This is a genomic window from Microbacterium laevaniformans (assembly GCF_016907555.1).
GTDB classification, from domain to species: Bacteria; Actinomycetota; Actinomycetes; order Actinomycetales; family Microbacteriaceae; genus Microbacterium; species Microbacterium laevaniformans.
In genome coordinates this window covers 1,639,274-1,664,879 of sequence record NZ_JAFBCE010000001.1, presented here as the reverse complement: position 1 = coordinate 1,664,879, position 25,606 = coordinate 1,639,274, and the positions used below count along the sequence as shown (strand labels likewise).

General features: G+C 70.3%; 23 protein-coding genes. 11 read left to right on the top strand and 12 right to left on the bottom strand.

The window, feature by feature from the left end; translation table 11 throughout:
- Positions 1-24: 24 nt before the first annotated feature.
- Positions 25-786, top strand: a complete 762-nt coding sequence (ddaH, locus tag JOE53_RS07870; protein WP_005053687.1) for a dimethylargininase — start codon at positions 25-27, stop codon at positions 784-786.
- A gap of 114 nt (positions 787-900) precedes the next feature.
- On the opposite strand, the gene ppk2 is transcribed toward ddaH, so the two are convergent.
- Both ppk2 and dapD read right to left on the bottom strand, forming a co-directional pair.
- Complete coding sequence (ppk2, locus tag JOE53_RS07865; RefSeq protein WP_005053685.1) at positions 901-1,686, bottom strand: polyphosphate kinase 2; 786 nt, start codon at positions 1,684-1,686, stop codon at positions 901-903.
- A gap of 46 nt (positions 1,687-1,732) precedes the next feature.
- On the bottom strand, positions 1,733-2,686 hold the full coding sequence (gene dapD, locus JOE53_RS07860; RefSeq protein WP_204947345.1) for a 2,3,4,5-tetrahydropyridine-2,6-dicarboxylate N-succinyltransferase: 954 nt from the start codon (positions 2,684-2,686) through the stop codon (positions 1,733-1,735).
- Positions 2,687-2,730: 44 nt separating this feature from the next.
- Between dapD and dapE the strand changes: the two genes are divergently transcribed.
- The 3 genes from dapE (at position 2,731) to JOE53_RS07845 (ending at position 5,295) form a co-directional block, all read left to right on the top strand.
- Complete coding sequence (dapE, locus tag JOE53_RS07855) at positions 2,731-3,807, top strand: succinyl-diaminopimelate desuccinylase (RefSeq protein WP_005053680.1); 1,077 nt, start codon at positions 2,731-2,733, stop codon at positions 3,805-3,807.
- Positions 3,789-5,033: a hypothetical protein gene (locus JOE53_RS07850; protein WP_204947344.1), complete on the top strand. Its 1,245-nt coding sequence runs from the start codon at positions 3,789-3,791 to the stop codon at positions 5,031-5,033. Before dapE ends, JOE53_RS07850 begins: the two co-directional genes overlap by 19 nt.
- 88 nt (positions 5,034-5,121) lie before the next feature.
- Positions 5,122-5,295, top strand: a complete 174-nt coding sequence (locus JOE53_RS07845) for a DUF3117 domain-containing protein (protein ID WP_005053677.1) — start codon at positions 5,122-5,124, stop codon at positions 5,293-5,295.
- An 87-nt stretch (positions 5,296-5,382) separates the two neighbouring features.
- Here JOE53_RS07845 and JOE53_RS07840 read toward each other — a convergent pair whose 3' ends face one another.
- Positions 5,383-6,024 (bottom strand): O-methyltransferase, encoded by a 642-nt coding sequence (locus tag JOE53_RS07840; RefSeq protein WP_005053675.1) that lies wholly within the window; start codon positions 6,022-6,024, stop codon positions 5,383-5,385.
- A 74-nt stretch (positions 6,025-6,098) separates the two neighbouring features.
- Here JOE53_RS07840 and JOE53_RS07835 point away from each other — a divergent pair, with 74 nt between their 5' ends.
- On the top strand, positions 6,099-6,476 hold the full coding sequence (locus JOE53_RS07835; RefSeq protein WP_005053672.1) for a Sec-independent protein translocase family protein: 378 nt from the start codon (positions 6,099-6,101) through the stop codon (positions 6,474-6,476).
- 10 nt (positions 6,477-6,486) lie between these two features.
- Here JOE53_RS07835 and JOE53_RS07830 read toward each other — a convergent pair whose 3' ends face one another.
- From JOE53_RS07830 to JOE53_RS07820, 3 genes are read right to left on the bottom strand one after another with little or no spacing between them, the layout of a single operon-like run.
- Positions 6,487-7,677 (bottom strand): P-loop NTPase, encoded by a 1,191-nt coding sequence (locus tag JOE53_RS07830; RefSeq protein WP_005053669.1) that lies wholly within the window; start codon positions 7,675-7,677, stop codon positions 6,487-6,489.
- On the bottom strand, positions 7,674-8,213 hold the full coding sequence (locus JOE53_RS07825; RefSeq protein WP_005053667.1) for a DUF1003 domain-containing protein: 540 nt from the start codon (positions 8,211-8,213) through the stop codon (positions 7,674-7,676). The genes JOE53_RS07830 and JOE53_RS07825 overlap by 4 nt, the downstream gene beginning before the upstream one ends.
- The gene (locus JOE53_RS07820; RefSeq protein ID WP_036283619.1) at positions 8,213-9,502 is read right to left on the bottom strand and encodes a magnesium transporter MgtE N-terminal domain-containing protein; all 1,290 of its coding nucleotides are present in this window, start codon (positions 9,500-9,502) and stop codon (positions 8,213-8,215) included. Before JOE53_RS07820 ends, JOE53_RS07825 begins: the two co-directional genes overlap by 1 nt.
- Before the next feature lie 98 nt (positions 9,503-9,600).
- Here JOE53_RS07820 and JOE53_RS07815 point away from each other — a divergent pair, with 98 nt between their 5' ends.
- Together JOE53_RS07815 and JOE53_RS07810 are read left to right on the top strand one after the other, a co-directional pair.
- Positions 9,601-10,272 (top strand): general stress protein, encoded by a 672-nt coding sequence (locus JOE53_RS07815; RefSeq protein ID WP_005053663.1) that lies wholly within the window; start codon positions 9,601-9,603, stop codon positions 10,270-10,272.
- On the top strand, positions 10,272-10,925 hold the full coding sequence (locus JOE53_RS07810; RefSeq protein ID WP_005053660.1) for an alpha/beta hydrolase family protein: 654 nt from the start codon (positions 10,272-10,274) through the stop codon (positions 10,923-10,925). The genes JOE53_RS07815 and JOE53_RS07810 overlap by 1 nt, the downstream gene beginning before the upstream one ends.
- Positions 10,926-10,931: 6 nt before the next feature.
- Here JOE53_RS07810 and JOE53_RS07805 read toward each other — a convergent pair whose 3' ends face one another.
- The gene (locus JOE53_RS07805) at positions 10,932-12,362 is read right to left on the bottom strand and encodes an aminopeptidase P family protein (RefSeq protein ID WP_016464730.1); all 1,431 of its coding nucleotides are present in this window, start codon (positions 12,360-12,362) and stop codon (positions 10,932-10,934) included.
- Positions 12,363-12,417: 55 nt separating this feature from the next.
- The gene (locus tag JOE53_RS07800; protein ID WP_005053656.1) at positions 12,418-13,449 is read right to left on the bottom strand and encodes an endonuclease/exonuclease/phosphatase family protein; all 1,032 of its coding nucleotides are present in this window, start codon (positions 13,447-13,449) and stop codon (positions 12,418-12,420) included.
- 91 nt (positions 13,450-13,540) lie between these two features.
- Here JOE53_RS07800 and JOE53_RS07795 point away from each other — a divergent pair, with 91 nt between their 5' ends.
- A complete protein-coding gene (locus JOE53_RS07795; RefSeq protein WP_005053654.1) occupies positions 13,541-14,422 on the top strand; it encodes a PHP domain-containing protein in 882 nt (293 codons plus the stop codon).
- Positions 14,423-14,607: 185 nt separating this feature from the next.
- On the opposite strand, the gene JOE53_RS07790 is transcribed toward JOE53_RS07795, so the two are convergent.
- A complete protein-coding gene (locus JOE53_RS07790; RefSeq protein WP_204947343.1) occupies positions 14,608-16,131 on the bottom strand; it encodes a DEAD/DEAH box helicase in 1,524 nt (507 codons plus the stop codon).
- A 161-nt stretch (positions 16,132-16,292) separates the two neighbouring features.
- On the opposite strand from JOE53_RS07790, the gene JOE53_RS07785 reads away from it, so the two are divergent.
- Positions 16,293-17,009, top strand: coding sequence for a ferritin-like fold-containing protein (locus tag JOE53_RS07785; RefSeq protein ID WP_204947342.1), 717 nt, complete (start codon positions 16,293-16,295; stop codon positions 17,007-17,009).
- 30 nt (positions 17,010-17,039) lie between these two features.
- On the opposite strand, the gene JOE53_RS07780 is transcribed toward JOE53_RS07785, so the two are convergent.
- Both JOE53_RS07780 and JOE53_RS07775 read right to left on the bottom strand, forming a co-directional pair.
- Positions 17,040-17,330: a hypothetical protein gene (locus JOE53_RS07780; RefSeq protein WP_204947341.1), complete on the bottom strand. Its 291-nt coding sequence runs from the start codon at positions 17,328-17,330 to the stop codon at positions 17,040-17,042.
- A gap of 16 nt (positions 17,331-17,346) precedes the next feature.
- Positions 17,347-17,571, bottom strand: coding sequence for a DUF3107 domain-containing protein (locus JOE53_RS07775; protein ID WP_036283262.1), 225 nt, complete (start codon positions 17,569-17,571; stop codon positions 17,347-17,349).
- Positions 17,572-17,747: 176 nt separating this feature from the next.
- Here JOE53_RS07775 and JOE53_RS07770 point away from each other — a divergent pair, with 176 nt between their 5' ends.
- Positions 17,748-20,933: a UrvD/REP family ATP-dependent DNA helicase gene (locus JOE53_RS07770; protein WP_233449510.1), complete on the top strand. Its 3,186-nt coding sequence runs from the start codon at positions 17,748-17,750 to the stop codon at positions 20,931-20,933.
- A complete protein-coding gene (locus tag JOE53_RS07765) occupies positions 20,930-24,217 on the top strand; it encodes an ATP-dependent DNA helicase (RefSeq protein WP_204947340.1) in 3,288 nt (1,095 codons plus the stop codon). Before JOE53_RS07770 ends, JOE53_RS07765 begins: the two co-directional genes overlap by 4 nt.
- A gap of 24 nt (positions 24,218-24,241) precedes the next feature.
- On the opposite strand, the gene JOE53_RS07760 is transcribed toward JOE53_RS07765, so the two are convergent.
- Entirely contained in the window at positions 24,242-25,573 is a 1,332-nt protein-coding gene (locus JOE53_RS07760) for a phosphotransferase (protein WP_005053638.1), read from the bottom strand.
- Positions 25,574-25,606: the final 33 nt, after the last annotated feature.

Genomic DNA, 25,606 nt, shown 5'->3' with positions numbered 1-25,606 from the left:
CGGGCGATCCGCTAGGGTCGAGCCATGTCGCGTCTGCTCGTTCGTCGTCCGTCTCCGCGCCTCGCCGACGGCGAGGTGACGCATATCGGGCGGACCTCGGTCGACCCCGCGTTGGCGCAGCGCCAATGGGAGGCGTACGTCGACGTCTTCCGCTCGCGCGGATGGGAAGTCATCGAGATCGACCCGGCCGATGAGCAGCCCGACGGGGTGTTCGTCGAGGATGCCGTCGTCGTCTTCGGTGATCTCATCGTCCTCTGCCGCGCCGGCGCCGAGTCGCGGCGCGGCGAAGCCCCCACGGTGCGCGATGCCGTGGCCGCCACCGGACTGGAGACGGCGGAGATCGTCGCGCCCGGCACCCTCGACGGCGGTGACGTCCTGAAGATCGGCTCGACCGTGTACGTCGGTGCATCTTCGCGCACCAACGCCGACGGCATCGCGCAGCTGACGGCGCTGCTGGCGCCGCGGGGATGGCAGATCGTCGCCGTTCCCGTCGAACGGGTCCTCCACCTCAAGAGCGGCGTGACCGCGCTGCCCGACGGGACCGTGGTCGGCTTCGAGCCCCTCGTCGACGACCCGGCCGCCTTCGCGACGTTCGAAGCCGTGCCCGAGGAGCACGGTACGGCTGTCGTCGTCCTCGGCCCCGACGAGGTGCTGATGTCCTCCGATGCTCCCGAGACCGCGGCCCGCTACGAGGCGCGTGGACTGCGGGTCGTTGCGACGCCCATCACCGAGTTCGAGAAGCTCGAGGGCTGCGTCACGTGCCTGTCGGTGCGTATCCGCGACTGAGCGGCGCGTCCGGCTCTCGGGCCGTCGCAGTGGCTTCGGATCTGCGCAACAGAATCGGATCGCGCGGGGCGCGGCATCCGATTCTGTCGCCGATCTCCGATTCTGTGCGCGTGATCAGCCGATGAGCGTCGCGGCGTAATCGGGGACGTAGTTCTGCAGCTCGCGCGGAGGGCGTTCGTATCCGCCGGATGCCGGGCGAGCCGGGATCGCGATCGGCGCGCGCTCGACCTCCTCGTAGGGGATCTGCGAGAGCAGGTGATGGATCATGTTGATGCGGCCGCGACGCTTGTCCTCGTTGTCGACCTCGAACCACGGCGACTCCGGGATGTCGGTGTGCACGAACATGGTGTCCTTCGCGCGCGAGTAGTCCTCCCACTTGGTGATCGACAGGACGTCGTTGGGGGAGAGCTTCCAGCGTCTCATCGGGTCGTCGTTGCGGGAGCGGAATCGCTTTTCCTGTTCGACGTCCGAGACGCTGAACCAGTACTTCTTCAGCAGGATGCCGTCTTCCACAAGCATCCGCTCGAAGATTGGCACCTGGTGCAGAAACCGGTGGTACTCCGCGTTCGTGCAGTACCCCATCACGTGCTCGACACCGGCGCGGTTGTACCAGGACCGGTCCATCAGCACGATCTCGCCGGCCGCGGGGAGGTGGGCGATGTAGCGCTGAAAGTACCACTCGCTCTTCTCACGCTCGGTCGGCGTCGGAAGCGCCACGACGCGCGTGACCCGAGGATTGAGGTACTGCGAGACCCGGCTGATCGTCGATCCTTTGCCGGCGGCGTCGCGTCCTTCGAAGATCACCACGATGCGTGCTCCGGTGCTCTGCACCCACGCCTGCATGTCGACCAGCTGCGCCTGCAGTCGTTTCAGTTCGCGTTCATACGTCGCCTTCGGCATCCGGTCGCTCATGACCAGATGCTATCCGTCCCCGCCGCCGGCGTCCTCAGGCGTGCAGAGCCTCGTTCAGCGTCACGCCGACGCCCTCGCGGCGGACGGCCTCGACGGCACCCGTGAGCGAGTTGCGGCGGAAGAGCAGGCTGTTCTGGCCCGACAGCTGAGCGCCCTTGACGATCGGGCGCGATCCATCGTGCAGCGGGGGTTCGTTGGGGAGCACGATCTTGGATCCGGCGGTGACATAGAGCCCGGCCTCGACGATGCAGTCGTCGCCGAGCGAGATGCCGATGCCCGCGTTCGCGCCGAGGAGCGTGCGGGCGCCGATCGATACGCGGTGCGTGCCGCCGCCCGACAGCGTGCCCATGATCGACGCGCCGCCGCCGATGTCCGAGCCGTCGCCGATGACGACGCCCTGGGAGATGCGCCCTTCGACCATCGAGGAGCCCAGCGTGCCGGCGTTGAAGTTCACGAAGCCCTCGTGCATGACCGTCGTGCCGGGGGAGAGGTAGGCGCCCAGCCGCACCCGCGAGGCGTCGGCGATGCGCACGCCCGGAGGGGTCACGAAGTCGAGCAGGCGGGGAAACTTGTCGAGGCTGTGCACCTGGATGCCGGCGCGCTGCAGTGCCGGGCGGAGGCGTTCGGCGTCGTCGGGGTGCATCGCGCCCGCCGTGGTCCACGCGACGATGGGAAGGTGCGCGAAGATGCCGTCGAGGTTCACGTCGTTGGGGCGGACGACCCGGTGAGACAGCGCGTGCAGACGGAGATAGGCGTCGGGAGTGGACGCCGGTGCGGCGTCGAGGTCGATCGAGACCGTGACGATCTCGACACGCGCCGCGCGACGCGCGTCGGGTCCCGCATACTCGGCCCGTGCCGCCGTGGCGGACGCCGTGTCGGCGTCGTCGCCGGTGCCGGTGTGGACCTCCGGGAACCAGGTGTCCAGGATCGTGCCGTTCTCGCTCGTCGTCGCGAGGCCGATGCCCCATACCGTCCGCTGTTCGCTCATGCCCTCCAGGCTATCGAAGCCGAACCCCTCGATAGACTCGCCCCATGCCCGTGCTCGACCTCACCGCCTCCTCCGTCGACCTGACCCGAGCGATCTGCGACATTCCGAGCGTGTCGGGCGACGAGGCGACCCTCGCCGACGCGATCTTCGCTGTGATCTCGCCGCTGGAACACCTCGACGTCTATCGCGACGGCGACACGATTGTCGCGCGCACCCACCTCGGGCGCGCGCAGCGCGTGGCGATCGCGGGCCACATCGACACGGTGCCGATCAACGCGAACCTGCCCACGCGCGACATCGAGATCGACGGCGAGCCCTATCTCTGGGGTCGCGGGACCGTGGACATGAAGGGGGGCACGGCGGTGCAGTTGAAGCTCGCCGCCGAGCTCGTCGATCCCCGGGTCGACATCACCTGGCTCTGGTACGACAACGAGGAGGTCGCCTCGGACCTCAACGGTCTCACGCGTCTGGCGCGCACGCGCCCCGACCTGTTCGCCGCCGACTTCGCGATTCTGGGGGAGCCGTCCAACGGGCAGGTGGAGGGCGGGTGCAACGGCACCCTGCGCGCCGTCGCCCGCACCCGTGGCGTCCGCGCCCACAGTGCGCGCTCGTGGATGGGGGAGAACGCCATCCACGGAGCGGCGCCGATCCTGGCACGCCTGGCCGAGTATCGCCCGCGCGAGATCGACGTCGACGGGCTCGTCTATCGCGAAGGGCTGAACGCCGTGCGCATCTCGGGCGGCGTCGCGGGCAACGTCATCCCCGACCTGTGCGAGGTGGAGGTCAACTTCCGCTTCGCGCCCAGCCGCAGCGTCGCGGACGCCGAGGCTCACGTGCGCCGCGTGCTGGACGGGTTCGATGTCGAGATCGTGGATGCCGCGGCGGGCGCACGCCCGGGACTGGACGCACCGCTCGCACAGGAGTTCCTCGCCGCCGTGGGGGCTGAGGCGCGCCCGAAGTACGGCTGGACGGACGTCGCGCGGTTCTCCGCTCTGGGGGTGCCCGCAGTCAACTACGGACCTGGCGACCCGCTCTTGGCCCACCATGACGAAGAGCGGGTGCCGTTCGCCCAGATCGAGGGCGTCGAGCGGAGCCTGCGGGCATGGCTGAACGGGCGCTGACGGCCGAGGCGGCGCCCCTCGGAGGTGCCGGATCGCTCGGCCGGCTCCTCGCCCTGCGCCCCGCCGTCGCGGTCGCCATCGTCTACACCGCAGCTCGCCTGATCACCACGGCGTTCCTGCTCATCGCGGCCGAACTGTCCGGCCCGACGTCGCGTTTCGGGGCAGACGCCACGATCGGAACCCTGTCGATGGGCTGGGACGCGCAGTGGTATTGGGTCGTCGGCAGTGCGGGCTACCCCGCACACCTTCCCGTCGATGCGACTGGAGCGGTCACGCAGAACGCGTGGGCCTTCATGCCCGTCTATCCGGCGCTCACGCGGGTTCTGTCGGTCGCGTTCGCGGAAAACTACCCCCTCGCCGCCGTTGTCCTCGCCATCGTCGCCGGGTACGGGGCCTGCCTCGTGTTCTTCCACCTCCTCCGTGAGAAGCTCACGGCGGACACGGCGCTGTGGGCGGTCGCGCTGCTCGCGGCATCCGCTCTGGCGGCGCTGTTCCAAATGGGCTATGCGGAGTCGCTGTTCCTGCTGTGGCTGTTCCTGGCCCTGTGGCTTCTCGTGCGGCGCCGGTTCGTGTGGCTGTACCCGTTGATCGTCGCCATGGGGTACACGAGACCCGGCGTGCTCGCATTCGCGCTCCTGCTCGGCGCCTACGGTGTCGTGCGGTGGCTGCGCCGGCGCGACGACCCGCTGCCGACCGTGCAGGTGGTGCACATCGTCGCGCTCGGCGTTCTCGCGGTGGCGGTGGGCTTCTCGTGGCAGGTGATCGCCGGCGCCGTGACGGGCGATCCGGCTGCGTACATGGAAACCGAGCTGTCGTGGCGGCGCGGGTGGATCGGCGAGGGCGGTTTCGTGCCCTTCGACGGGTTCGTTCAGGGAGCTGCGCTCTGGTTCCGCCTCTGGGGGCTCCCCGAGAGCGTCGCGTACGTCGCACTTGCGGCGGCCGTCGTTGCGGTCGCCGCGGTGATCGCCTTCGAGCCGCACGTGCGGCGCCTCGGGCCCGAGATGCGGCTCTGGTCAGCCAGCTACGTGCTGTACCTGCTGGTGGTGTTCTTTCCGCAGTCGAGCATCTTCCGCCTGCTCCTGCCTCTCGCGCCGCTCTACGGAGCCATCGCCGCTCCGCGGCATCCCGTCTGGCGCTGGGGGGCGCTCCTGGTAGGACTCATCGGCCAATGGTGGTGGATCTACCAGATGCTGGCGATCGGGAACTCGTACACCCAGATCCCCTGATCGCGACCCTCCGGCACGCCGCGTGCGGCCGGTGTCTCGGCATACCGATAAACTTGACAGGTAGTCCGACGACGAAAAGGAGCCCGCGATGGCAGCCATGAAGCCGCGAACCGGTGACGGACCGATGGAGGCCGTGAAGGAGGGGCGCCTCATCATCGTCCGTGTCCCCCTCGAGGGCGGCGGACGACTCGTCGTCTCGGTCAATGACGAAGAGGCCAAGGAACTTCACGGCGTGCTCGGCGACGTGGTCGGCGCAGCCTGACGATCTCCCACGGTGACAAGGGTCGGTCTTTGGACCGACCCTTTTCCGTGTCCGGGGTGCGCCGATGGTCCGCCCCCGCGCGGAGGATCAGCGCAGCTCGGAGGGGACCGTCGTCAGCTGCAGGAGGCCCTCGCCCACGATGGAAAGCGCACCGAGTACCGCCGGCGAGGACTGGGTCTCCTGGATCAGCGTGCGAAAAGCCGTCGTCACAGCGTCGCGTCGCACGGGGTCGGCGATCGCGCCGCCGGCGAGCACCCGAGGAATGAGCACGGTTCCCCCGGCGCGCACGAGGCGCAGGCCGTGCTCGACGTGGTCGATGACGCTCTCCGGATCGGCATCCACGAGCACGATGTCGTAAGACGCCTCGTTCATCCGGGGCAGTACATCGCTGGCGAGGCCCGTGATGAAACGGGCGCGAGCGGGCAGTACTTTCGCGTCGGCGAATGCCGTGCGCGCCGCAGCCAGGTGCTCGGGCTCCTTGTCGATGGTGGTGAGAGTCGCGCGGGGTGCGCCGTGCAGCAGCCAGAGGCCGGACACCCCCGCACCCGTGCCGATCTCCACGACGTTCAAGGCCGCCGTCGCTGCGGCGATCACCGCGATCTGGGCTCCCACCGCCGGGCTGATCGGGGCCGCGCCGAGTTCGAGCGCATGCGCGCGGGCACGCTCGATCGCCTCGGGTTCGACGGTGACGTCGTCGACATACCTGCGGATCGCGTCCTGATCGGCCATGTGTTGTTCCTCCACCGCCCAGCGTACGGGGCGGTCGGCGTCGTATCCGACAGGCGCACGGGTAACCTGGAGGCATGTTCTTCGGCCTCGACTGGGACAAGCTCGTCCTGCTCCTGATCGTGGCCGCCCTCCTGGTCGGACCCGAGCGCCTCCCGCAGTACGCGGAGACCCTGGCGAAGTTCACGGTGCGCGCACGCGAGTGGCTGAGTGGTGCGAAGACGCGCGTGAAGGAGGAGCTCGGCGACGATTTCGACGACGTGGAGTGGCGTCGCCTCGACCCGCGTCAGTACGACCCGCGTCGCATCATCCGCGACGCACTCCTCGATGACGCGCCGGTTCCCACGGTTCGTGCCGCAGCGGTCGGAACAGCGATCGCCGCCACAGCCACGGCGTCGCCGCTGTCGACGTTCGATCCGGACGGTGTGGTCCCGTTCGACGACGAGGCCACCTAAGCGCGGAGCGTCAGCGCGGCGTGACCGGCAGCGACCTGCCGGCAAGGCCGCGGGGTGTCGCCGCGATCCGCTCGGCCAGCGCGGCGATCGCCCGTGCGGCGGCATCCTCGGGTCGTGAAACGACCACCGGAGCTCCCTCGTCGCCGCCGCGCCGCAGATCGACGCTGAGCGGAACGGAGGCGAGCAGCGGAACGACATGATCCGCCGAGGACAGGGACGCCGCCACCGCGTCACCACCACCGGCCCCGAATAGATCCAGGGTGCTGCCGTCGGGAAGCGTCATCGCCCCCATGTTCTCGACGACGCCGATCACCCGCTGACCGGTCTGCGCCGCCACGAGCCCGCTGCGCACGGCGACGTCGGATGCCGCGGTCTGCGGTGTCGTGACGACGAGCACGTCGGCGTGCGGCAGGAGCTGCCCAACGGAGATCGCCACGTCGCCCGTTCCGGGGGGCATGTCGATGAGGAGCACGTCGAGGTCGCCGAAGAATACATCGGTCAGAAACTGCTGCACCGTGCGGTGCAGCATCGGGCCGCGCCAAGCCACGGCCGCGGAGACGGGCTGGTCTCGCGGGAGGAACATCCCGATCGAGATCGCCTTCACCCCGAACGCGACGGGCGGCAGCATGAGGTCGTCGATGCGGGTGGGTGCGGGTGGGCGGCCCTCGGCATCCACGAGACCGAGCAGTCCAGGGATCGAGAAGCCGTGCACGTCGGCGTCGATCAGCCCGACGGCGAGCCCACGCTGGGCCAGGGCGACGGCGAGGTTCGCGGTGATGCTGGACTTGCCGACACCGCCCTTGCCGCTCGTGACCGCGATGACGCGCGTCAGGGCATCGGGACCGAACGGCATGGTCCGCGCGGCACGGCCTCCGCGCAGCCGAGCGGTCAGCGCCTGGCGCTCTGGCGGCGACATCACCCCGACGACGACTTCGACATCGGAGATGCCCGGCGCGGTGGATGCCGCCGCGCGCACGTCCCGCTCAATGCGGTCGGCGGCGGGACATCCCACGATCGTCAGGGCGATCTCCACACGGGCGCGCGCGCCGCTCACACCGACGCTGCGGATCATGTCGAGTTCGGCGAGCGGACGGCGAAGCTCCGGGTCGATGACCGCGCCGACGGCCCGCCGGACGGCATCCGTCCGCGCATCGCCCTCGGCACCGGTGGCGTCGCCGGCGCCTGCGAGAGCAGACGTCACGGCTGGTCGGCCTTTTCGCCGCGGTGGTCACGGTCCCGGGAGTCCTCCAATGACTCGAGCAGAGCCTTCAACTCCTGGCGCAGCACGTCGCGGGTGACGACGTGCTCGGAGACGTCCGTCATCGCCATGCGCAGTGCGACGACCTCGCGGGCGAGGTACTCGGTGTCGGCGAGATTGCGCTCTGCGCGCTGACGATCCTGCTCGATCTGCACCCGGTCGCGATCGTCCTGCCGGTTCTGGGCGAGAAGGATGAGGGGAGCGGCGTAGGACGCCTGCAGCGAGAGGATCAAGGTGAGCAGCGTGAAGTTGTTCTCCGCCGCGTCGAACTGCATCTCGCGCGGCATCGCGGTGTTCCACCAGAGCCATACCGCGACGAACACCGTAATGCCGATGAGGAACCCGGAGGTTCCCATGGCGCGGGCGAAGGATTCGGAGAAGCGCCCGAACCGGTCGCGAGAGGGTTGCGGGCTGCGGCTCAGCATGCCCGCGCGCCCGCGCGGCGCGTCCAGCGAGAACGTGCGGCGCTCCTTCGCCATCAGAGCCTCCTCGGAAGCGTCGCGGTGGTCGCGGGAGTGGTCAGCGCATCATCGTCGCCGTCGTGAGAGCGCCAGTCCTCGGGCAGCAGGTAGTCCAGGACGTCGTCGACGCTGACCGCCCCGACGAGTCGGTGCGCCGCGTCGACGACGGGGAGGGACACGAGGTTGTAGCTCGCGAGCAGGCGTGCCACTTCGGCGGCGGATGCCGTCACGGGCACCGGGTCGAGAGTGTCATCAATGATCGCGCCGAGTCGCTCGTGCGGTGGATATCGCAGCATCCGTTGGAAGTGCACGGTTCCCAGCAGACGCCCCGTCGGAGTCTCGTACGGGGGGAGCGTCACGAAGACCGCCGCGGCCAGGGCGGGGTGCAGCTCGTGGCGGCGGATCAGCGCGAGCGCCTCGGCGACGGTCGCATCGGCCGACAGCACGATCGGCTCGCTCGTCATCAGACCGCCCGCGGTGTCGGGGCCGTACTTGAGGAGAGCACGGACGTCTTCCGCCTCCTCGGGCTCCATCAGCTCGAGGAGCTCTTCACGCTGCTCCTCCGGCAACTGCGCCAGAACGTCGGCGGCGTCGTCGGGCTCCATCTGATCGAGGATGTCGGCGGCGCGCTCATCGCCGAGAGCTTCGAGGATATGCACCTGGTCGTCTTCGGGCATCTCCTCCAGCGCGTCGGCGAGACGGTCGTCGGAGAGCTCCTCCGCGACTTCGAGGAGGCGTTCGTCGGGCAGGTCGAGCAGGGTGTTGGCGAGGTCGGCCGGCTTGAGTTCGGAGAAGGTCGCCACCAGTTGCTCCGCCGACTGCGCCTGCCCGGGTACAGCCTGTTCGCGCACATCGCCCCAGCTCGCGAACGTCGTCGGTCCCTTCGCGAACGGGGAGGCGCTCGTCTTGGGCTTGCGGAGGAAGAGCTGACCGATGTCCCACTCGCCGAGACGGTTGCGCTCGATCGCGACGTCCTCGATCACGGCGTGTCCCGAGGCGTCGGTGAAGTACACGCGACGACCGAGAAGCTCGCTCATGACGCGCACCTCGCCGCCGCGCTGCTGGAAGCGTCGAACGTTGATGAGTCCGGTCGTGATGACCTGGCCGGACTGGATCGAGGTGACGCGCCCGATCGACAGGAAGACGTGGCGACGTCCCGGGATCTCGACGACCAGGCCCACCACACGCGGCGGGTCGTCTTTTCGGTAGATGACGACCACGTCACGGACTTTGCCGAGCCGGTCGCCCGCGGGGTCGAAGACGGTGCAGCCCACCAGGCGCGCCACGAAAACCCTCTGCGTACTCACCTGACCAGCGTAGTCCGCGCCCATGGGGAACCGGGGCCACACGCACGATGCGCCGCGGCGGATGCACAGGGTGCGCATGCCAAGATGGTCGGGTGAGCATGTTGGGCGGAATACCCCAGGAACACGGCGAGAAGATCGCCGACTTCGCGACGTACCCGGCGGCGCAGAAGGCGGTGTCTCAGCTCGTGGAGGCGGATATCCCCGCCCGCGACATCGCGATCGTCGGCCATGGCCTGCGCTCCGTGGAGACCGTCACGGGGCGACTCGGGTACGCGGCGGCCGCGCGCTCGGGAGCAGTGAACGGCATCCTTCTGGGTCTGCTCTTCTCTGCCATCTTCGTGCTGGGTACGCCGAACGCGGCGATCCAGCTCTTCATCGGCGTCATGCTGGTGGGTATCGCACTGGGCATGCTGATGAGCATCATCACCTACTCGATCGTCCGCCGCCGGCGCGACTACACGTCGATCACGCAGGTGCTGGCCGACCGCTACGAGGTGACGGTTCTCCCGCGCAGCATCCACCGCGCCCGCGAAGTCGTCGGCAAGACGGTGACGCCTGCCGCCGCGCACCGCCCACCCGCGGCGCCGGTCCCCGCACCCACGCCCGACACGAGCACGCCTCCGCAGTACGGTGAGCGCGTCGATCCGCCGCAGTACGGCGAACGCCTGGCACCGCCCACGACCACTCCGGCCGAACCGGCGACCCCTCCGACGGACGATGCCGCTGTCGGAGACGGCGGCGAACAGGGACCGACGCCGCCGGAGCGGTGATGGAGGTCGCGCTGCCGACAGGCGCCGTCGAGGTCTCGACGTCGCTGGACAAGGCGCTCGACCCGTGGGCCGTGATGGCGCTCGCTCACGGCGCGGGGGCCGGAATGGACCACCCGTTCTTGCTCGGCCTGGCCGCAGCCTGCGCACGCCAGGGCGTGAGCGTGATGCGCTTCGCGTTCCCGTACGCGCAAGCGGGCCGGAAGATGCCGGGCCCCGCCTCGCACGCGATCGCGACCTGGACCGCCGTTGAGGCGGCAGCGCGCCAGGCGGTTGACGGTGTGCCGTTCGTCGCGGCGGGCAAGTCCTACGGCGGACGCATGGCGTCGATGGCTGCCGCCGACGGAGCGATCGCGCCCGCGGCGCTGGTGTACCTCGGCTATCCGCTGCATCCGCCCGGCGCACCGGAGAAGCTCCGCGCCGACCACCTTCCGCAGATCACCGTGGCCCAGCTGTTCGTCGAAGGCACGAACGACCCGTTCATCCAGCCCCGTGCGCAGTACGATCAGGCCCTCAGCGGATGCCGAGACGCCAGCACCGTGTGGATCGACGGCGGCACCCACTCTTTCGAGGTCAAGGGCCGCCGCCGACCCGCCGACCAGATCGGTGCCGAGCTCGCGGACCTGATCGTCCCGTGGCTCCGTCAGCGCTTCTGAACGCCCTCAGCTGGTGACGGTACGCCCCGCGACCCAGGCCTCGACCTCGTCGGCGGTGCGCGGAATGCCCGCAGACAGGTTCACCGGGCCGTCGGCAGTCATGAGGATGTCGTCCTCGATGCGCACGCCGATACCGCGGAACTCTTCCGGAACGGTCAGATCGTCGATCTGGAAGTAGAGCCCCGGCTCGATCGTGAAGACCATTCCCGGCTCCAGAATCCCGTCGTAGTACATCTCGCGGCGCGCCTGGGCGCAATCGTGCACGTCGAGCCCCAGGTGATGACTCGTGCCGTGGACCATGTAGCGGCGGTGCTGACCGCCGTTGTCGGCATCGAGCGCTTCCTCTGCGGTGACCGGCAGCAGGCCCCACGCGGCCACGCGCTCCGCGATGACACGCATGGCCGCTTCGTGAACCGAACGGAACGTCACCCCGGGCCGTGCCGCCGCGAAAGCGGCGTCGGCCGCCTCCCGAACGGTCTCGTAGATCATGCGCTGGACGGGGGAGAAGGTGCCGCTGACCGGAATCGTGCGGGTGATATCGGCGGTGTAGAGGCTGTCGACCTCGGCGCCGGCGTCGATGAGAATGAGGTCGCCAGGAAGGACGGCGCCGTCGTTGCGCGTCCAGTGCAGGTAGCAGGCGTGCGGACCGGATGCCGCGATCGTGTCGTACCCCTCGCCGTTGCCCTCGATACGGGCGCGATGGTGGAAGATGCCCTCCACCGCACGCTCGCCGCGCGGGGTCTGGATGATCCGCGGGAGATCGGCGACGATGTCGTCGAAGCCGCGAGCGGTGACCTCGACGGCGAGGCGCAGCTGGGCGATCTCGTAGTCGTCTTTGACGAGCCGCAGCTCGGAGACGACGCGCGTCAGTTCCGGGTCCTCGTCCAGAACGAGGTCGCTCTCTGCCGCCGCGAAGTCTTCGATCGGGGCGGTGGTCAGTCCCAGCTCGCCGGCGACGCCCGCCAGGGCGGGGCGCGGCCCGATCCAGAACTCGCCGATGGTCGCGTCGCTGTAGAACTCGGCCGTGGTCCGGTCGGCGCGCTCGCGCAGGTAGAGCGTCACGTCGTGGCCGTCGCCGCTCTCACGCGGATCGAAGACGAGGACCGAGTCGGGCACGCTGTCGCTCGCCCAGCCGGTGAGGTGGGCGAACGCCGAGTGCGCGCGGAACGGGTAGTCGGTGTCGTTGGATCGCTGCTTGTATGTTCCTGCCGGCAGCACGAGGCGCTGCCCGGGGAAGGCTGCCGAGACGGCCGCGCGCCGCGCCGCCGTGTACGGGACCTGCGGTCGCGGCGAGGGTGTGAGTTCGGGCCGTTCGGCCCAGCCGGTCGAGATGGCGTCGAGGAAGCCGCGCGGGAACGGCTGCTTGCGGTTGGCGTTCTCAACGGGTGCGCCGGCGGTGTCGGTCGTGGCGATCGTGTCGCTCTCGCTCGTGCTCATGGGACAAGTCTCGCACCTCCTCCCTTCGTCGGAGGGCGGCCGGCGGCCCCGGGGCCTACCCTTCGGCCTCGTACTGCACGACGAGCGGACGGTGGTCGCTGCCACTCCCATCCAGCGAGCCGAGCACGACCGATCCGGTCGGCTTCCAGTTCGCCGTCGCCATGATGTGATCGATCGGGGTGCCGATCAGTGGGGGCAGCGACGTGGACCACGTTCCCACCGCCCCGGAACCGGTGCGTGCCGCGGCATCCGTGCATCGGCCCAGGTCGCCGCCGTCGACGCCGAGACGGGCCATGTTGTCGACCGTGGCGTTGAAGTCTCCTGCCATGATCACGTCATCGCTCGCGCACTGATTGGCGATCCAGGTCAGGTCGCTGCGCCAGTCCGACATGCGGTCCTGACGCGGCGCGACCGCGTGGACGGCGACGATCGTGGGTCCGCTGCCGTCGATGGGCATCGCGACGACGCTGGGGACGGCCGAGGTGTTGGTCGCGCCGTCGGAGGTGGACGCCACGACGGCGTAGTCGCCGAGGGTGGGGGAGATGAGCAGGGTCGTCGAGTTCGCGGCCCAGTCCGGATATCCAGGACGCTCACCGTAGTTCTCGTGATGCGCCCACATCGGTGCGCCCATCTCGCGCATCGCGATCGCCACGGCTTCACCGGTCTCGATGGTCGTCTCCGGTAGAGCGACGACGTCGGCCTTCATCGCCACAGCGGTTCGGGCGATGAGGTCGGCATCGGTGGCGGCGCCGGCGGTGTTCCAGGTCATCACGCGGATGCTGGAATCCGTCGCCGGCGGCAGGCTTCCGGTTTCCACGCCGCGCACGAGGAGGACGCCGCCGTTCGCGAGGGCACCGAGCAGGGCGATGACCGCGATCGCGCCCGCGAACGCCCGGAGCGGGCGCACGAGGGCGAGCAGCAGACCGAGCACGAACACGACCCCGAGAACCACGACGACGACGGGGCGCAGGGAGACGATCTGTGCGAACGGGAAGGTCTGCTCGAGGCGGAAGAACTGCGGCCACGTGACGACCGTGGTGGCGATCGCGGCGGCCACCGTCACGAGGATTCCGGGCAGGCGCAGCACGTGGGGGACTCTACGCCAATGCTCCTGGGAGTTCCCGGACCGCGAATGCCGCAGGCGGGAGCCCCGCACGAGCCGGCGGTACGCTCGGGGGATGGTCGTGTCGTCGGTTCAGGAGCGGATGCCGCGGTTTCGCGGGCCCAGCGACCTGCACCTGCACTCCGACCATTCGGACGGTACTGAGCCTCCGGCGCGGGTGATGGCCGCGGCGCATGCGGTGGGTCTGCACACCGCCGCCCTGACCGACCACGACACCACGTCGGGCTGGTCGGAGGCCGCGGAGGCGGCCGCCTCGCTGGGCATGACGTTGATTCCGGGCATGGAGCTGTCGGCTCGTCACGAGTGGCGCAGCATCCACGTGCTCGCCTACCTGTTCGAACCGGAGCATGCGGGGTTGCGTGCGCTGACCGACCGGATCCGCCACTCGCGTCTGACGCGCGCCCAGACGATGGCCGAGCGGATCGGTCGTGACTACGACCTCACCTGGGACGACATCCTCGCCCAGACGACGGTCGGGGCGACCGTGGGGCGGCCGCACCTGGCCGACGCGCTCATCGCGCGCGGCTACGTCCGCGATCGGGGGGAGGCCTTCGCCGGCATCCTGCACCCCGGCAGCGACTACTACGTCGACCTGTATGCGCCGGATCCGGTGACCGCGGTGTCCGCTGTCGTGGATGCCGGAGGTGTGCCGATCATCGCTCATCCGGCCGGCCGCGGCGGGCTGCTCCCCGCCCAGCTGCTGGGTCGCATGCTCGACGCCGGGCTCGCGGGATTCGAACTCGGTCATCGGGAGAATCGCGAGCCGGCTCTCGGGGCGCTGCGCACGCTCGTGGCGGAGCGGGATCTCATCGTGACCGGCTCCAGCGACTATCACGGGTTGGGAAAGCCGAACCAGCCGGGCGAGTTCACGACCGCCGACGAGATGGTGCAGCGCATCATCGAGAGGGCGACGGGCAGCGCGCCCGTCTTCGCCTGACGGCGCGATGCAGCAATCCGGCCTGCTCGAGAGGCTGTGGTGGCGGCGCCGGGCCGGGACGCGCGAACTCCGCAGATGGTGACGAACTCCGCATCGGATCGCCGATGTGGATGCGGAGGACGTGCGATTCTGCGGAGTTCGTGCGGCGTGAGCGTCCGGCGCGGTGGCCACCGCGGGTCTTGGCGTCAGGCGCCGGCGACGGGGGGAGCGGCCGGCGCGCCGCCAGCCGCGCCGCGGCGGCGCCGACGGCGACGCGCGGGGGCGGGCTTGCCGTCGTGGTGCTCGCTGCCGGTGCCGTCGTGCGTACCGGCGCCGTCGGCGGAGCGGGAAGCGTCGTCGGACGTGGATGCGGCGGCATCGGCGCCCGCCGATGCACCCTCGGCGAAGGTCGATCCGACCGCTGACGATCCGGAGCGACGGCGACGGCGACGACGCGTGCCGGCCTCACCGGTCCCGTCGGCCGCGGCATCCACCGCCCGCTCGGGTGCCGGGCGCTGCGTGCGCACCGCCTCCGTCTTGGGCGCCTTCGCGATGCGGCCCTTGGTCCCCGCCGGGATGTCCAGGTCGGTGTACAGGTGCGGGCTCGACGAGTACGTCTCGACCGGCTCCGGCTGCCCGAACTCGAGCGCCCGGTTGATCAGGGCCCACTTGTGCAGGTCGTCCCAGTCGACGAAGGTGATGGCGATACCCGTCTTGCCGGCGCGGCCGGTGCGTCCCGCGCGGTGCAGGTAGGTCTTCTCGTCGTCCGGGATCGTGTGGTTGATGACGTGGGTGACGTCGTCCACATCGATACCGCGGGCGGCGACGTCGGTGGCGATCAGCACGTCCTTCTTGCCGGCCTTGAACGCGGCCATCGACCGCTCACGCGCCTCCTGGCTCATGTCGCCGTGCACGGCACCCGCATTGAACCCGCGGTCGTTCAGCTCGTCCACCAGCTTCTGAGCGGCGCGCTTGGTGCGGGTGAAGACGACCGTCTTGCCGCGACCCTCTGCCTGCAGGATGCGGGCGATCACCTCATCCTTGTCGAGCGAATGCGCCCGGTAGACGAGGTGCTTGATGTTGGCCTGCGTCAGACCCTCGTCGGGATCGGTCGCCCGGATGTGGATCGGGTTGCTCATGAACCGGCGCGCGAGAGCGACGATCGGGCCGGGCATCGTCGCGGAGAACAGCTGGGTGTGACGCACCGGCGCGACCTTCTGGAAGATCTTCTCGATGTCGGCGAGGAAGCCGAGATCGAGCATCTTGTCGGCCTCATCGAGCACGACCTCCACCGCGCCGCTCAGATCGAGCAGGCGCTGGTTGTTGAGATCGATCAGGCGACCCGGTGTGCCGACGACGATCTGCGCACCGGCTTTCAGCTGGTCGATCTGACCCTCGTACGCCTTGCCGCCGTAGATGGCGACCACGCTCGTCGAGCGGTTCTGGGTGAGCATGTCCATGTCTTCGTAGACCTGGACGGCCAGCTCACGGGTCGGAACGACGATGAGCGCCTTCACACCCGGCGCCGGGTCGAGGCCGAGACGCTGGACCACGGGAATGCCGAAACCGAAGGTCTTGCCCGTGCCCGTCTTGGCCTGACCGATGATGTCCTGGCCCGGCAGCCCCAGAGGAATCGTCTGCTCCTGAATGGGGAAGGCGTCCACGATGCCCTTGGAGGCGAGGGCCTCCACGATGTCGGGATCGATTCCGAGTTCAGCGAATGTCGTCACAATACGTGCCTGTCTGGCGGTGAGAAGCCGCCGGTGAGGAAGTCCACGCCTTCTACTCATCCGCAGGCGCGGGGGTCTCGATCCATCGCCGAGACCTGACCAGCCTACCGGAGGGTGTCGTGACTACCTCGGAAGCGGCGGGTCGCATCTAGGCTGGGGGCGTGGTGACCTGGCCCTGGCAGCGCGACCGCACCGTCGCACGTACGCTGCGCGTGCGCTCTCGCGGCGACTTCGGCGACGTCCGGCGCGTCGACTTCGAAGAGCTCGCACCCGACATCGACACCTTCCTCGGGCAAGCTGCGTACCTGCAGCTCGGCTACTTCGAGACGCTCAGCGAGCTGATCGCACCGACCCCCGAGCTGACGCAGAAGGAATCGATCTCGGTGGCGGCCGGAGCGGCCCTGCACAAGCACCGCGCGATCCTCGCCCTCATCCGCGAACGCGGCGACGATCCCCTCGACCTCATGCTGCCCTTCCGTGAGCCCCTCGACGCATTTCGTCGGTCGACGCACGGTGCACGCTCGCTCGAGACGATGCTCTCGGTGCACATCACGGCGGGCATGCTCGACGACTTCTACCTCGCGCTGTCTTCCAGCTACGGCGTGACCGGCCGGCGGGTCGCGGACATCCTGCGCGGCGACGACGACCGGCAAGCCCTCGTCGACATCATCGCGGGCGCGATCGCCGCCGATGAGCAGTGGAAATCGCTGCTCGCTCTGTGGGGACGTCGCCTCGTGGGCGACACGCTCCTCATCGCGCGCGCCGCCCTTCGTCCTCAGACCCTGGATGCCGCGGAGGAGCGCAAGGTCGAGCCGGTGTTCACCGACCTTCTCGGTGCGCACTCGCGTCGCATGTCTGCGATGGGGCTCGACGCCTGACAGAGGGGCCGCGCCGTCGGCCCGGCGAGCTCAGGAGATCTTCAGCCGCAACCGCTCGCGCGCGTCGTGGTTCGCGCGCACTCGCGTGAGGATGGCGAGGGCCGCGGGTACGACGACCGCGGGGACGGCGATCGAAAGGATCCACAGCCACGGGTCCAGCGTCGTCAGACCGGCCCAGGTGAGGGCCATCCAGACCACTCCGCCCAGGACGGCACCGAGCACGGGGGCGACGGCGCTGCCACGCGAGGTGCGTCCGGGCATGAGGTAGTGCAGGACGCCGCCGTAGGCGCCGCCGAAGATGAACGCGAGCAGGATGTCCACGGTGGGATGCCGGTGCTCAGGCGACGAAGCCGACGCGCCGGGACTCCTCCGTGCCGACCTCGATGAACGTGATGCCGGTCGTGGGAACGATGTAGGTGTTGCCCTTGACGTCGGTGAAGGTGACGAAGGACTCCGAGGCCTCGAGAGCCTTCTGGATCGTGCTCGTCACGGCATCCGCCGACTGGGCCGACTCGAAGCTGAGCTCCCGAGCGGTGTTCGCGATGCCGATGCGGATCTCCACGGTGACTGCCTCACTTCTGTTCATGACCCCGCCGCCGTCGGCGTGCGGAGCGGACCGGTACGCCGGCCGCACCTCGACTCTACGACACCGGATCGGGTGCGGGATCGCGCGCAGGGCAGTGCGCCGCTCGCTGTGCGCGAACGCTCGTGTCGGCGCCTCCGGCTAGCGTGAGAGGCATGGATCGTGTGACGTGGGATGCCGCTCAGCGTGCCGTCATCGACCTTCCCGCCGACGCGTCGGGCGTCGTGGTGGGCGCCCCGGGATCGGGTAAGACCGCGACCGCGATCGCGCGGGTCGGCGCACTCGTCCGGCCGCCCGCGGGCCACACCCGCGGTGAGTTGCTGCCGGACGAGGTGCTCGTGCTGACGCCATCGCGCGCCTCCGCGACTGCGCTGCGAGACCGCCTCGCCCTCGCCGTCGGCGTCGCCACACCCGGCGCGTTGGCGCGCTCGATCGTGGCGTTCGGCTACCAGATCGTCCGCGCCGAGGCCGTCCATCGTGGCGAGCCGGTGCCCCAGTTGCTGACCGGTCCGGACGAGGACCAGGTGATCGCCGATCTGCTGGCCGGAGACGCCGAGGATGAGATCGACGGGATCGTGCGGTGGCCGCTCTCGCTGCCGGCGGCCGTGCGCTCCACGCGCACGTTCCGCGGCGAGCTGCGCGCTCTGCTCGCCGAGTGCGCGCAGCTCGGAGTCTCCGCCGATCACCTGGCGGATCTTGCGGCGCGACACGGCGTCGCGGAGTGGGCGGCGGCGGCATCCTTCTCGCGGGAGTACCTGTATGCGCGCGACCGCATGCGCGGAGCCCATCGCGACGCCGCGGGCCTCGTCCGTGAGGCGCTGGGCCTCGTCCGCACGCTTCCGGCCGGCGCGCCGGGGCTCGCCGCGCTGGAGCGACTGCGGGCGATCGTCGTGGACGACGCCCAGGAGCTGACTCTCGGCGGTGTGGAACTGCTGGAGGCCTGCCGCGCGCGTGGCGTGGCGGTGCTCGCCTTCGGTGATCCGGATGTCGGTTCGGGAAGCTTCCGCGGGGCCAGCCCGGAGAACTTCTCGCGCCTGGCAGCCGCCGGGCCCGTGTATGTCCTCGACCACATGCACCGCGGCTCCGAGGCCCAGCGACGTCTGATCGCCGCGGTCACGGCCCGGATCGGTGCCGCCGGGGTCGTCGCGCACCGCCTGCGCCCTCTCGCCTCCGGTGATGCTCCGGAGGACGGTGGAGACGGCAGCGTCCGCGCCGTCACGGCTCGCTCCGCGTCGGAAGAGCACGACGTCATCGCGCGCCTGCTCCGAGAGCGCCACGTCCACGACGCGGTGCCCTGGTCGGCGTGCGCCGTCATCGCCCACGACAGCCGACAGGTTGCGGCGCTCGAAGCCGAGCTCGCCGCCCGAGAGGTGCCCACGCGCACCCGCGGGCAGCGACCTCTGGCTCAGGCCCGCGCAGTGGCGGATCTGCTGCGCGTCGCGCTGCTGGCCGAGCTCGAGCCCGCTGCCTGGACTCTCGAGGACGCCGTCGACGCCCTCCGCGCCGGAGGGATGGACCCGGTCGAGATCCGGCGACTGCGCGCCGCCCTGCGGCTGTCGGCGTTGGCCGGTGGCCCGCCGGTGGGCGAGCGGGCCCCCGACGAGCCGGCCACCTCCAGCGCCGATCTGCTCGTGTCCGCACTGGGGCATCCCGTCGCGTTCGCGCTGCTCGACACGCGAGAGGGACGCCGCGCCGAACGGATCGCGCGCACCCTCGCCGACGTTCACGCCCAATGGGACCTCGTTCATGCCGGCGGCGCCGAGGCGCCCACCGCGCACGAGATTCTGTGGAGCGCGTGGCAAGGTCTGGGCGTTGAGCGGGCATGGGTCGCCGCCGCGGAGGGCTCCGGTCCGCTCGCCGCGCAATCCGGCCGCGAGCTGGATGCGCTTGTGGCCCTCTTCCAGGCCGCCAAACGTCACGGTGAGAGAGCGGACGGCACCTCACCCGGGGCGTTTCTGCGCGGCATCCTCGATTCCGACGTCGCCGAGGACCGGCTGGCCGACGATTCGACCGCGGATGCCGTCGACATTCTCACCCCGGCCGGCGCCGTCGGCGCCGAGTACGACACCGTCGTGGTCGCGGGCGTCCAGGAGGGCGTCTGGCCGAACCTCCGCGCGCGGGGGAGCCTGTTGCAGACCTGGCGGCTGGCAGCACTCGCCGCCGGCGCAGCGCCCGATGCCACCGAGACACTCGATCGGCGACGCGGCGTGCTGCACGACGAGTTGCGGCTGTTCGCCCGCGCCTGCTCCCGTGCGCGCCGACGACTCGTCGTGACCGCGGTCGACGATGACGATACGGGGCCGAGTCCGCTCTTCGAGCTTCTTCCGCCGGCTCAGCCGGCGGCGCGCTCCGCCGCGCATCCCCTGACCCTGCGAGGACTCGTGGCGCAGCACCGGCGCGCGCTCTCGGAGCGTCGAGCCGACCCGTCCGCGCAGCGCGCCGCCGCCGAGCAGTTGCGGCTGCTTGCTGCGGCCGGCGTCCCGGGCGCCGCCCCCGAGGAGTGGTACGGCATAGCGCCCGTGACATCCACGGCACCGCTGCGCGATCTCACGCGGGAGGACGTGCGCGTCTCGCCGTCGCGGCTCCAGAGCGTGGAGGAGTGCCAGCTCAACTGGCTGCTCGCCGACCTGGGGGCCGATGACGGGGGAGCTGTGGCGGGCCTCGGCACGCTGGTGCACGCGGCGATGGAGCGCGCAACGGGCTCCGACGAGGACGCGCTGTGGGCGGTCGTGGACGCGCGGTGGAGTGAACTGGAGTTCGAGTCCGCCTGGCGGGAGCGTGCGGAGCGCGCACGGGCACGCGAACTCGTCCGACGACTGTCGGTGTATCTGCGGCGGTTCGAGTCCGCGGGCGGAAGCGTCATCGGTTCGGAACCGCATTTCGAGGTTCCGGTCGCCCTCGACCCGGTCGGCAGCCACGGCGCCATCGTCAGCGGGTACATCGATCGCGTGGAGCGCACCGCCTCGGGGGAGGTGGTGATCGTCGACTTGAAGACGGGTAAGCGCGAACCGCAGACCGACGCGAAGGTGGTCGACAATCCGCAGCTCGCCGCCTACCAGCTGGCGCTCGATGCGGGCGCCATCCCCGAGGCTGCCGGTCTCACCCCCGGCGGCGCGAAGCTGCTCGTCTTGCGCCCGTCCGCGGCCACGAAGGACTACGTGGAACCCCGCCAGCCGCCGCTGGATGATGCCGCCCGCGACGCGTTCCTCGCCCGAGTGCGTGAGGCGGCGACCGTCATGAGCGGCGCGGAGTTCTCGGCCCCGTATGAGGAGCACTGTCGTGACGATCACTCCTGCGGCCTCTGTCGGATTCACACGATCAACGCGGTGAGCGCCTCATGAGCGCCGTCTCTCCGACCGCCCTCGCGGCCGCCCTCGGCCAGTTCCCTCCCACGGACGAACAAGCCCGGGTGATCGCCGCGCCTCTCTCGCCCGCGCTCGTCGTCGCCGGCGCCGGCAGCGGCAAGACCGAGACCATGGCGGGGCGGGTCGTCTGGCTCGTGGCGAACGGCCTCGTTCCGCGTGATGCGGTGCTCGGTCTGACGTTCACCCGCAAGGCCGCCGGCGAACTCGCCGAGCGCGTGCACCGGCGACTGCAGCGGCTTGCGGAGTTCGAACGCCGCGGACTCGTTCCCCATCTCGAGGCCCTGCACGCGCGGGGGCAGCTGGGGATCCTCGGCGAGCTCGAGCGCAGCGGTGCACCGTCGTCGTCGCGGTACGCCGTGCTCGATGAACTCGTCGTCGCCACCGGCGCCGTCGCGGTCCCCGATGAGGTGTCGGCCGACGCGCTGCTGGAGCGGCCGACCGTCTCCACGTACAACAGCTTCGCCGACAGCATTGTCCGCGAGCACGCCGTCAGACTCGGCCGCGACGCCGAAGCCGCCGTTCTCAGCGAGTCCGCAGCCTGGCTGCTGATGCGACGTGTCGTGCTCGAGTCCGACGATCCGCGGCTGGAGGTACGCGAAGAGGCGCTGCGTTCGATCATCGATGCCGCCCTGCGCATCGCCCGTGACGCTGCTGACAACCGCGTCGACCTCGAGCAGCTCGCGCGCTTTCCCGCGCGCTTCTCGGACGTTCTGGAACGGCCATCGACGTCGGCGCGCGTCACGGTGTACGCCGACATCGCGAAAGCGCAGGTGGCCGTCGGCGCACTGGACGTCCTCGCGGATCTTGCACGGGAGTACGCCCGGCGAAAGCTCCGTCGAGGGGTGATCGATTTCTCCGACCAGGTCGCGGGCGCCTGCGAGATCGTCGAAGCGCATCCGACCGTCGGAGAGGAGTTGCGCGATCGCTATCGCGTCGTGCTGCTGGACGAATACCAGGACACGTCCGTCGTGCAGACCCAGCTTCTCGCCTCCGCCTTCCGCGACGCGGCGGTGATGGCGGTCGGCGACCCCCATCAGTCCATCTACGGCTGGCGAGGGGCCAGCGCCGGCAATCTCGGCGACTTCGCGACGGCATTCAGCACCACCGGTGCGGCCGAGACCTTCGCTTTGATGACGAGCTGGCGCAACAGTGTCGACGTGTTGCGTGCGGCCGACGCCGTGCTGGCGCCCCTCGCCGAGAGCGTTCCGGTCGCCGTCGAAGGCCTGCGGCCGCGTCCGGGTGCGGGCTCGGGCGAGGTGGAGATCCACATCGACACCGACATCGACGCGGAGGCCGATGCGGTGGCGGACTGGTTCGCGCGCGTACGGCATGAGCGCGCGCGAGCGGGCGCCGCGACGACGGGGGCCGTGCTCTTTCGCAGCAAGAAGCACATGGTGCATTTCGCCGATGCCCTGGGCCGGCGCGGCATCCCGCATCGTATCCTCGGCCTCGGCGGGCTGTTGTCCACGCCGGAGGTGGTCGATGTCGTCGCGACGCTCCGGGTCATCAGCGACCCGCGTGCGGGGTCGTCGCTGATCAGGTTGCTCGCCGGTCCGCGCTGGGGGATCGGCGTGGCAGATCTGCGGGCGTTGAGTGAGCTGTCCCGGCGGATCAGCCGTCACGACGGCGCCCTCCAGCCGCTGCATCCGGACATCGTCGCGCGGATGCGGACGTCGGCGGGGGATGATCAGGGCTCGCTCGTCGACGCTCTCGACTTCTTCCTCCGTCACGGCGCCGACCACGGCTGGCTGAGCGACTTCACCGCGGCGGCACGAGAACGCCTGCGCGAGGCGGCGGCCGTCTTCGCCAGTCTGCGTCGGCACGCGACACTGCCGATTCCCGAGCTCGTGCGGATGATCGAGCTCGAACTCCGGCTGGATATCGAGCTGGCCGCGAACGAGGCACGCGGTCCGGCGCGGGTGGCCGGTGACCAGTTGCGCGCCTTCGTCGACGAGTTGCACGGCTTTCTGGCGACCGACGAGCGCGGGTCGCTGCCCAGCCTTCTCGCCTGGCTCGACCATGCCGAGCGTCTCGATGAGTTCGCGCCGCGCACCGAGCCGCCGGAGGACGATGTCGTGCAGCTGCTCACGATCCATGGATCGAAGGGCCTCGAATGGGATGCCGTGGCCGTCGTCCGACTGGTCGAGGATGAGCTGCCGACCCGGCCCAAAGACACACGCGGATGGCTCGGGTTCGGCGTTCTTCCGTACGAGTTCCGCGGCGATGCCGACTGGCTCCCCGCCTTTCGCTGGGGTGCTGACCAGTCCCCGACGCAGCAGGACCTCTCCCGTGCTCTGGACGACTTCGTCGCGGCCGGGCGCGCGCGCCAGCGGGATGAGGAGCGTCGGCTCGCGTACGTCGCCGTGACCCGTGCGCGGGATCACCTGTTTCTGAGCGCTTCGCACTGGTCGGGGACGAAGTCGCCGCGTCGCCCGAGTGCCTTCCTGGAGGAGATGGCCGCTGCTCTGGGCCGGACGATCGTGCCCGACGTCGACCCGGGCGACAACCCCTTCGAGGGTCGCCGCCGCCTCCTGCAGTGGCCGCTCGATCCCCTCGGGGCCCGGCGCGGCACCGTCGCCGCCGCAGCCGAGGAGGTGCGACAAGCTGCGCAGGCCGAGCCCACGACTGAACTCGCCCTCCTGCTCGCCGAGCGTGCCGAGCGGGAACGCAAGGCGCGACCGGCGGCGCCGGTGCGCATCCCGGCATCCCGCTTCAAGGACTTCCTCGGCGACGCGCCGGCCCTGCGCCGTCCGCTGCCCGAGCGTCCCTATCGCCAGTCGCGGCTCGGGACTGCTTTCCACTCGTGGGTCGAGCAGCGCTCGGGCGTCGTGGGCGCCGGCACCTCGCTCGATGACGCGCTGTGGGATGAGGACGCATCCGATACCGCGGCCGTCTCCGACGGCGGTCCGGCACCGACAGAGCTCGCCGAGCTGCAGGAGCGTTTTCTGGCCTCCGAGTGGGCATCGTTGCGGCCGTTGGAAGTGGAGACGGAGATCGACGTCACGATCGAGGACGCTCTCGGAGACGGTCGACCGCACGTCGTGATCTGCAAGCTCGACGCCGTCTACCGGCGCGGCGAGCGCATCGAGATCGTCGACTGGAAGACGGGCCGTGCGCCGCGCACCGCCGCCGAGCGGGAAGAGCGAATGATCCAGCTGCGCCTGTATCGCGAGGCGTACCACGCGAAGCACGGCATTGCGCGCGAGCAGATCGATGTGGTGCTCTTCTACGTCGCGGAAGGCCTCATCCTGCGCGATTGAGGTCGCGGCGGCGCGCGCCGGGTGTCAGGCCGTGCCGGTCCAGCGGCGCAGAGCGTTGCGCGCGGCAGTGTCGCGGTCGATGTCGTCGGCCGCGGGCTCGCCGGGGGCGTCCTGCGTGGCTGCCTCGCCCTGACCGGCCGCGGGCGCGGGTGCGGTGCCATCGTGAACAGGGATGTCGGAGGTGTGCACCGGAACCCGCGTCGTCGACGGATGCGCCGGCTGCGCCCACTCCGACATCTCGATCGCGACGGTGTCCAGGCGGCTCGTCTCGACCATCCCCGTCGCGTTCTCATCGGCGAGGAAGGTGGCGAGGGTCTCGGGGTCGAAGCTGTCGGTCTGCATCGAGGTGTCGGCGGCCTCGCCCGCACCGGCAGGGACACGCTGGGTCGCCGCAAGCGCCTGATCGAGCGTGACATCGTCGCGCGCCCGTACCGGTTCGTCGCGAACGTTGGCGTCGAGCGACTCCAACAGTGCCACGGCGTCGCGCACGACGTCCTGCTGCCCGGCTTCGTGACCGTGCACCAGCCACTTCGCGAACTCCAACTCGGCATGCAGCCGGGCGCGCTCGGCGAGGAGGGCGTCGGGTGCGCGGTGCGAACGGTGCGCGTACTCGTCGAGCACGTCGGCTTGAGCAGCCGGGGCCGACGCCGTCCAGCGCACGTCGATCGCCGGATCGCCGACGCCGAGTGCGCCCCAGCTCAGAAGACCGGTGACGGCGGGTGTGCCCTCAGCATCGTCCTCGAAGACGAAGGATGCCGGGTCGACCCCGCCGAGAACGACGGTCGTCTCGAAGCGCCACAGCGGATCGGATCCGATGGCGGTGCTCCAGCGTCGCAGCAGCCCGAAGGGCAGGAGCCCGGTCGCTTCCGCCCGATCCAGGAGGCGCTCGGCCTCGTCGCGCACCTGCGCGGAGGTCCGCATGGGCAGTCCCGCGTCACGGATCACGGTCACCGGAAGATCGTGGACCGCCGCGATCGCGGCGGCCAGAGCGGTGGCGACGCCCCGGCCCGCGGGCACGTGGGCCGCATCGACCCGATAGCCCGGCAGCAGCGTCTGGACGAGGGCGCTGCGGCCGTCGACCGTCGTCTGGCCCAGAACATCGGGGGCGCCGAACGGCAGCACACCCCGCACGCCGGCGGTCAGCGACGTCAGGGCACGCGCCTCGGACAGCAGATCCTGCTCCGCCTGGTCGTTGACGGGCACACGCACCACGACCCGCCGGCCGTCGTCGAGCGTGGCGATGGCGCTGTCGTAGCGGCCGGAGACGCCCTCGGTCAGCGGCGCCACACCGACCACCGCGACGCGGGGAAGGGCCGACGTGACCGACGCGGCTAGAGTGAGAGGTGAGCGTGCCATGCCCCCAGGGTAGGTGTGCCGCGCCCCGTCCCC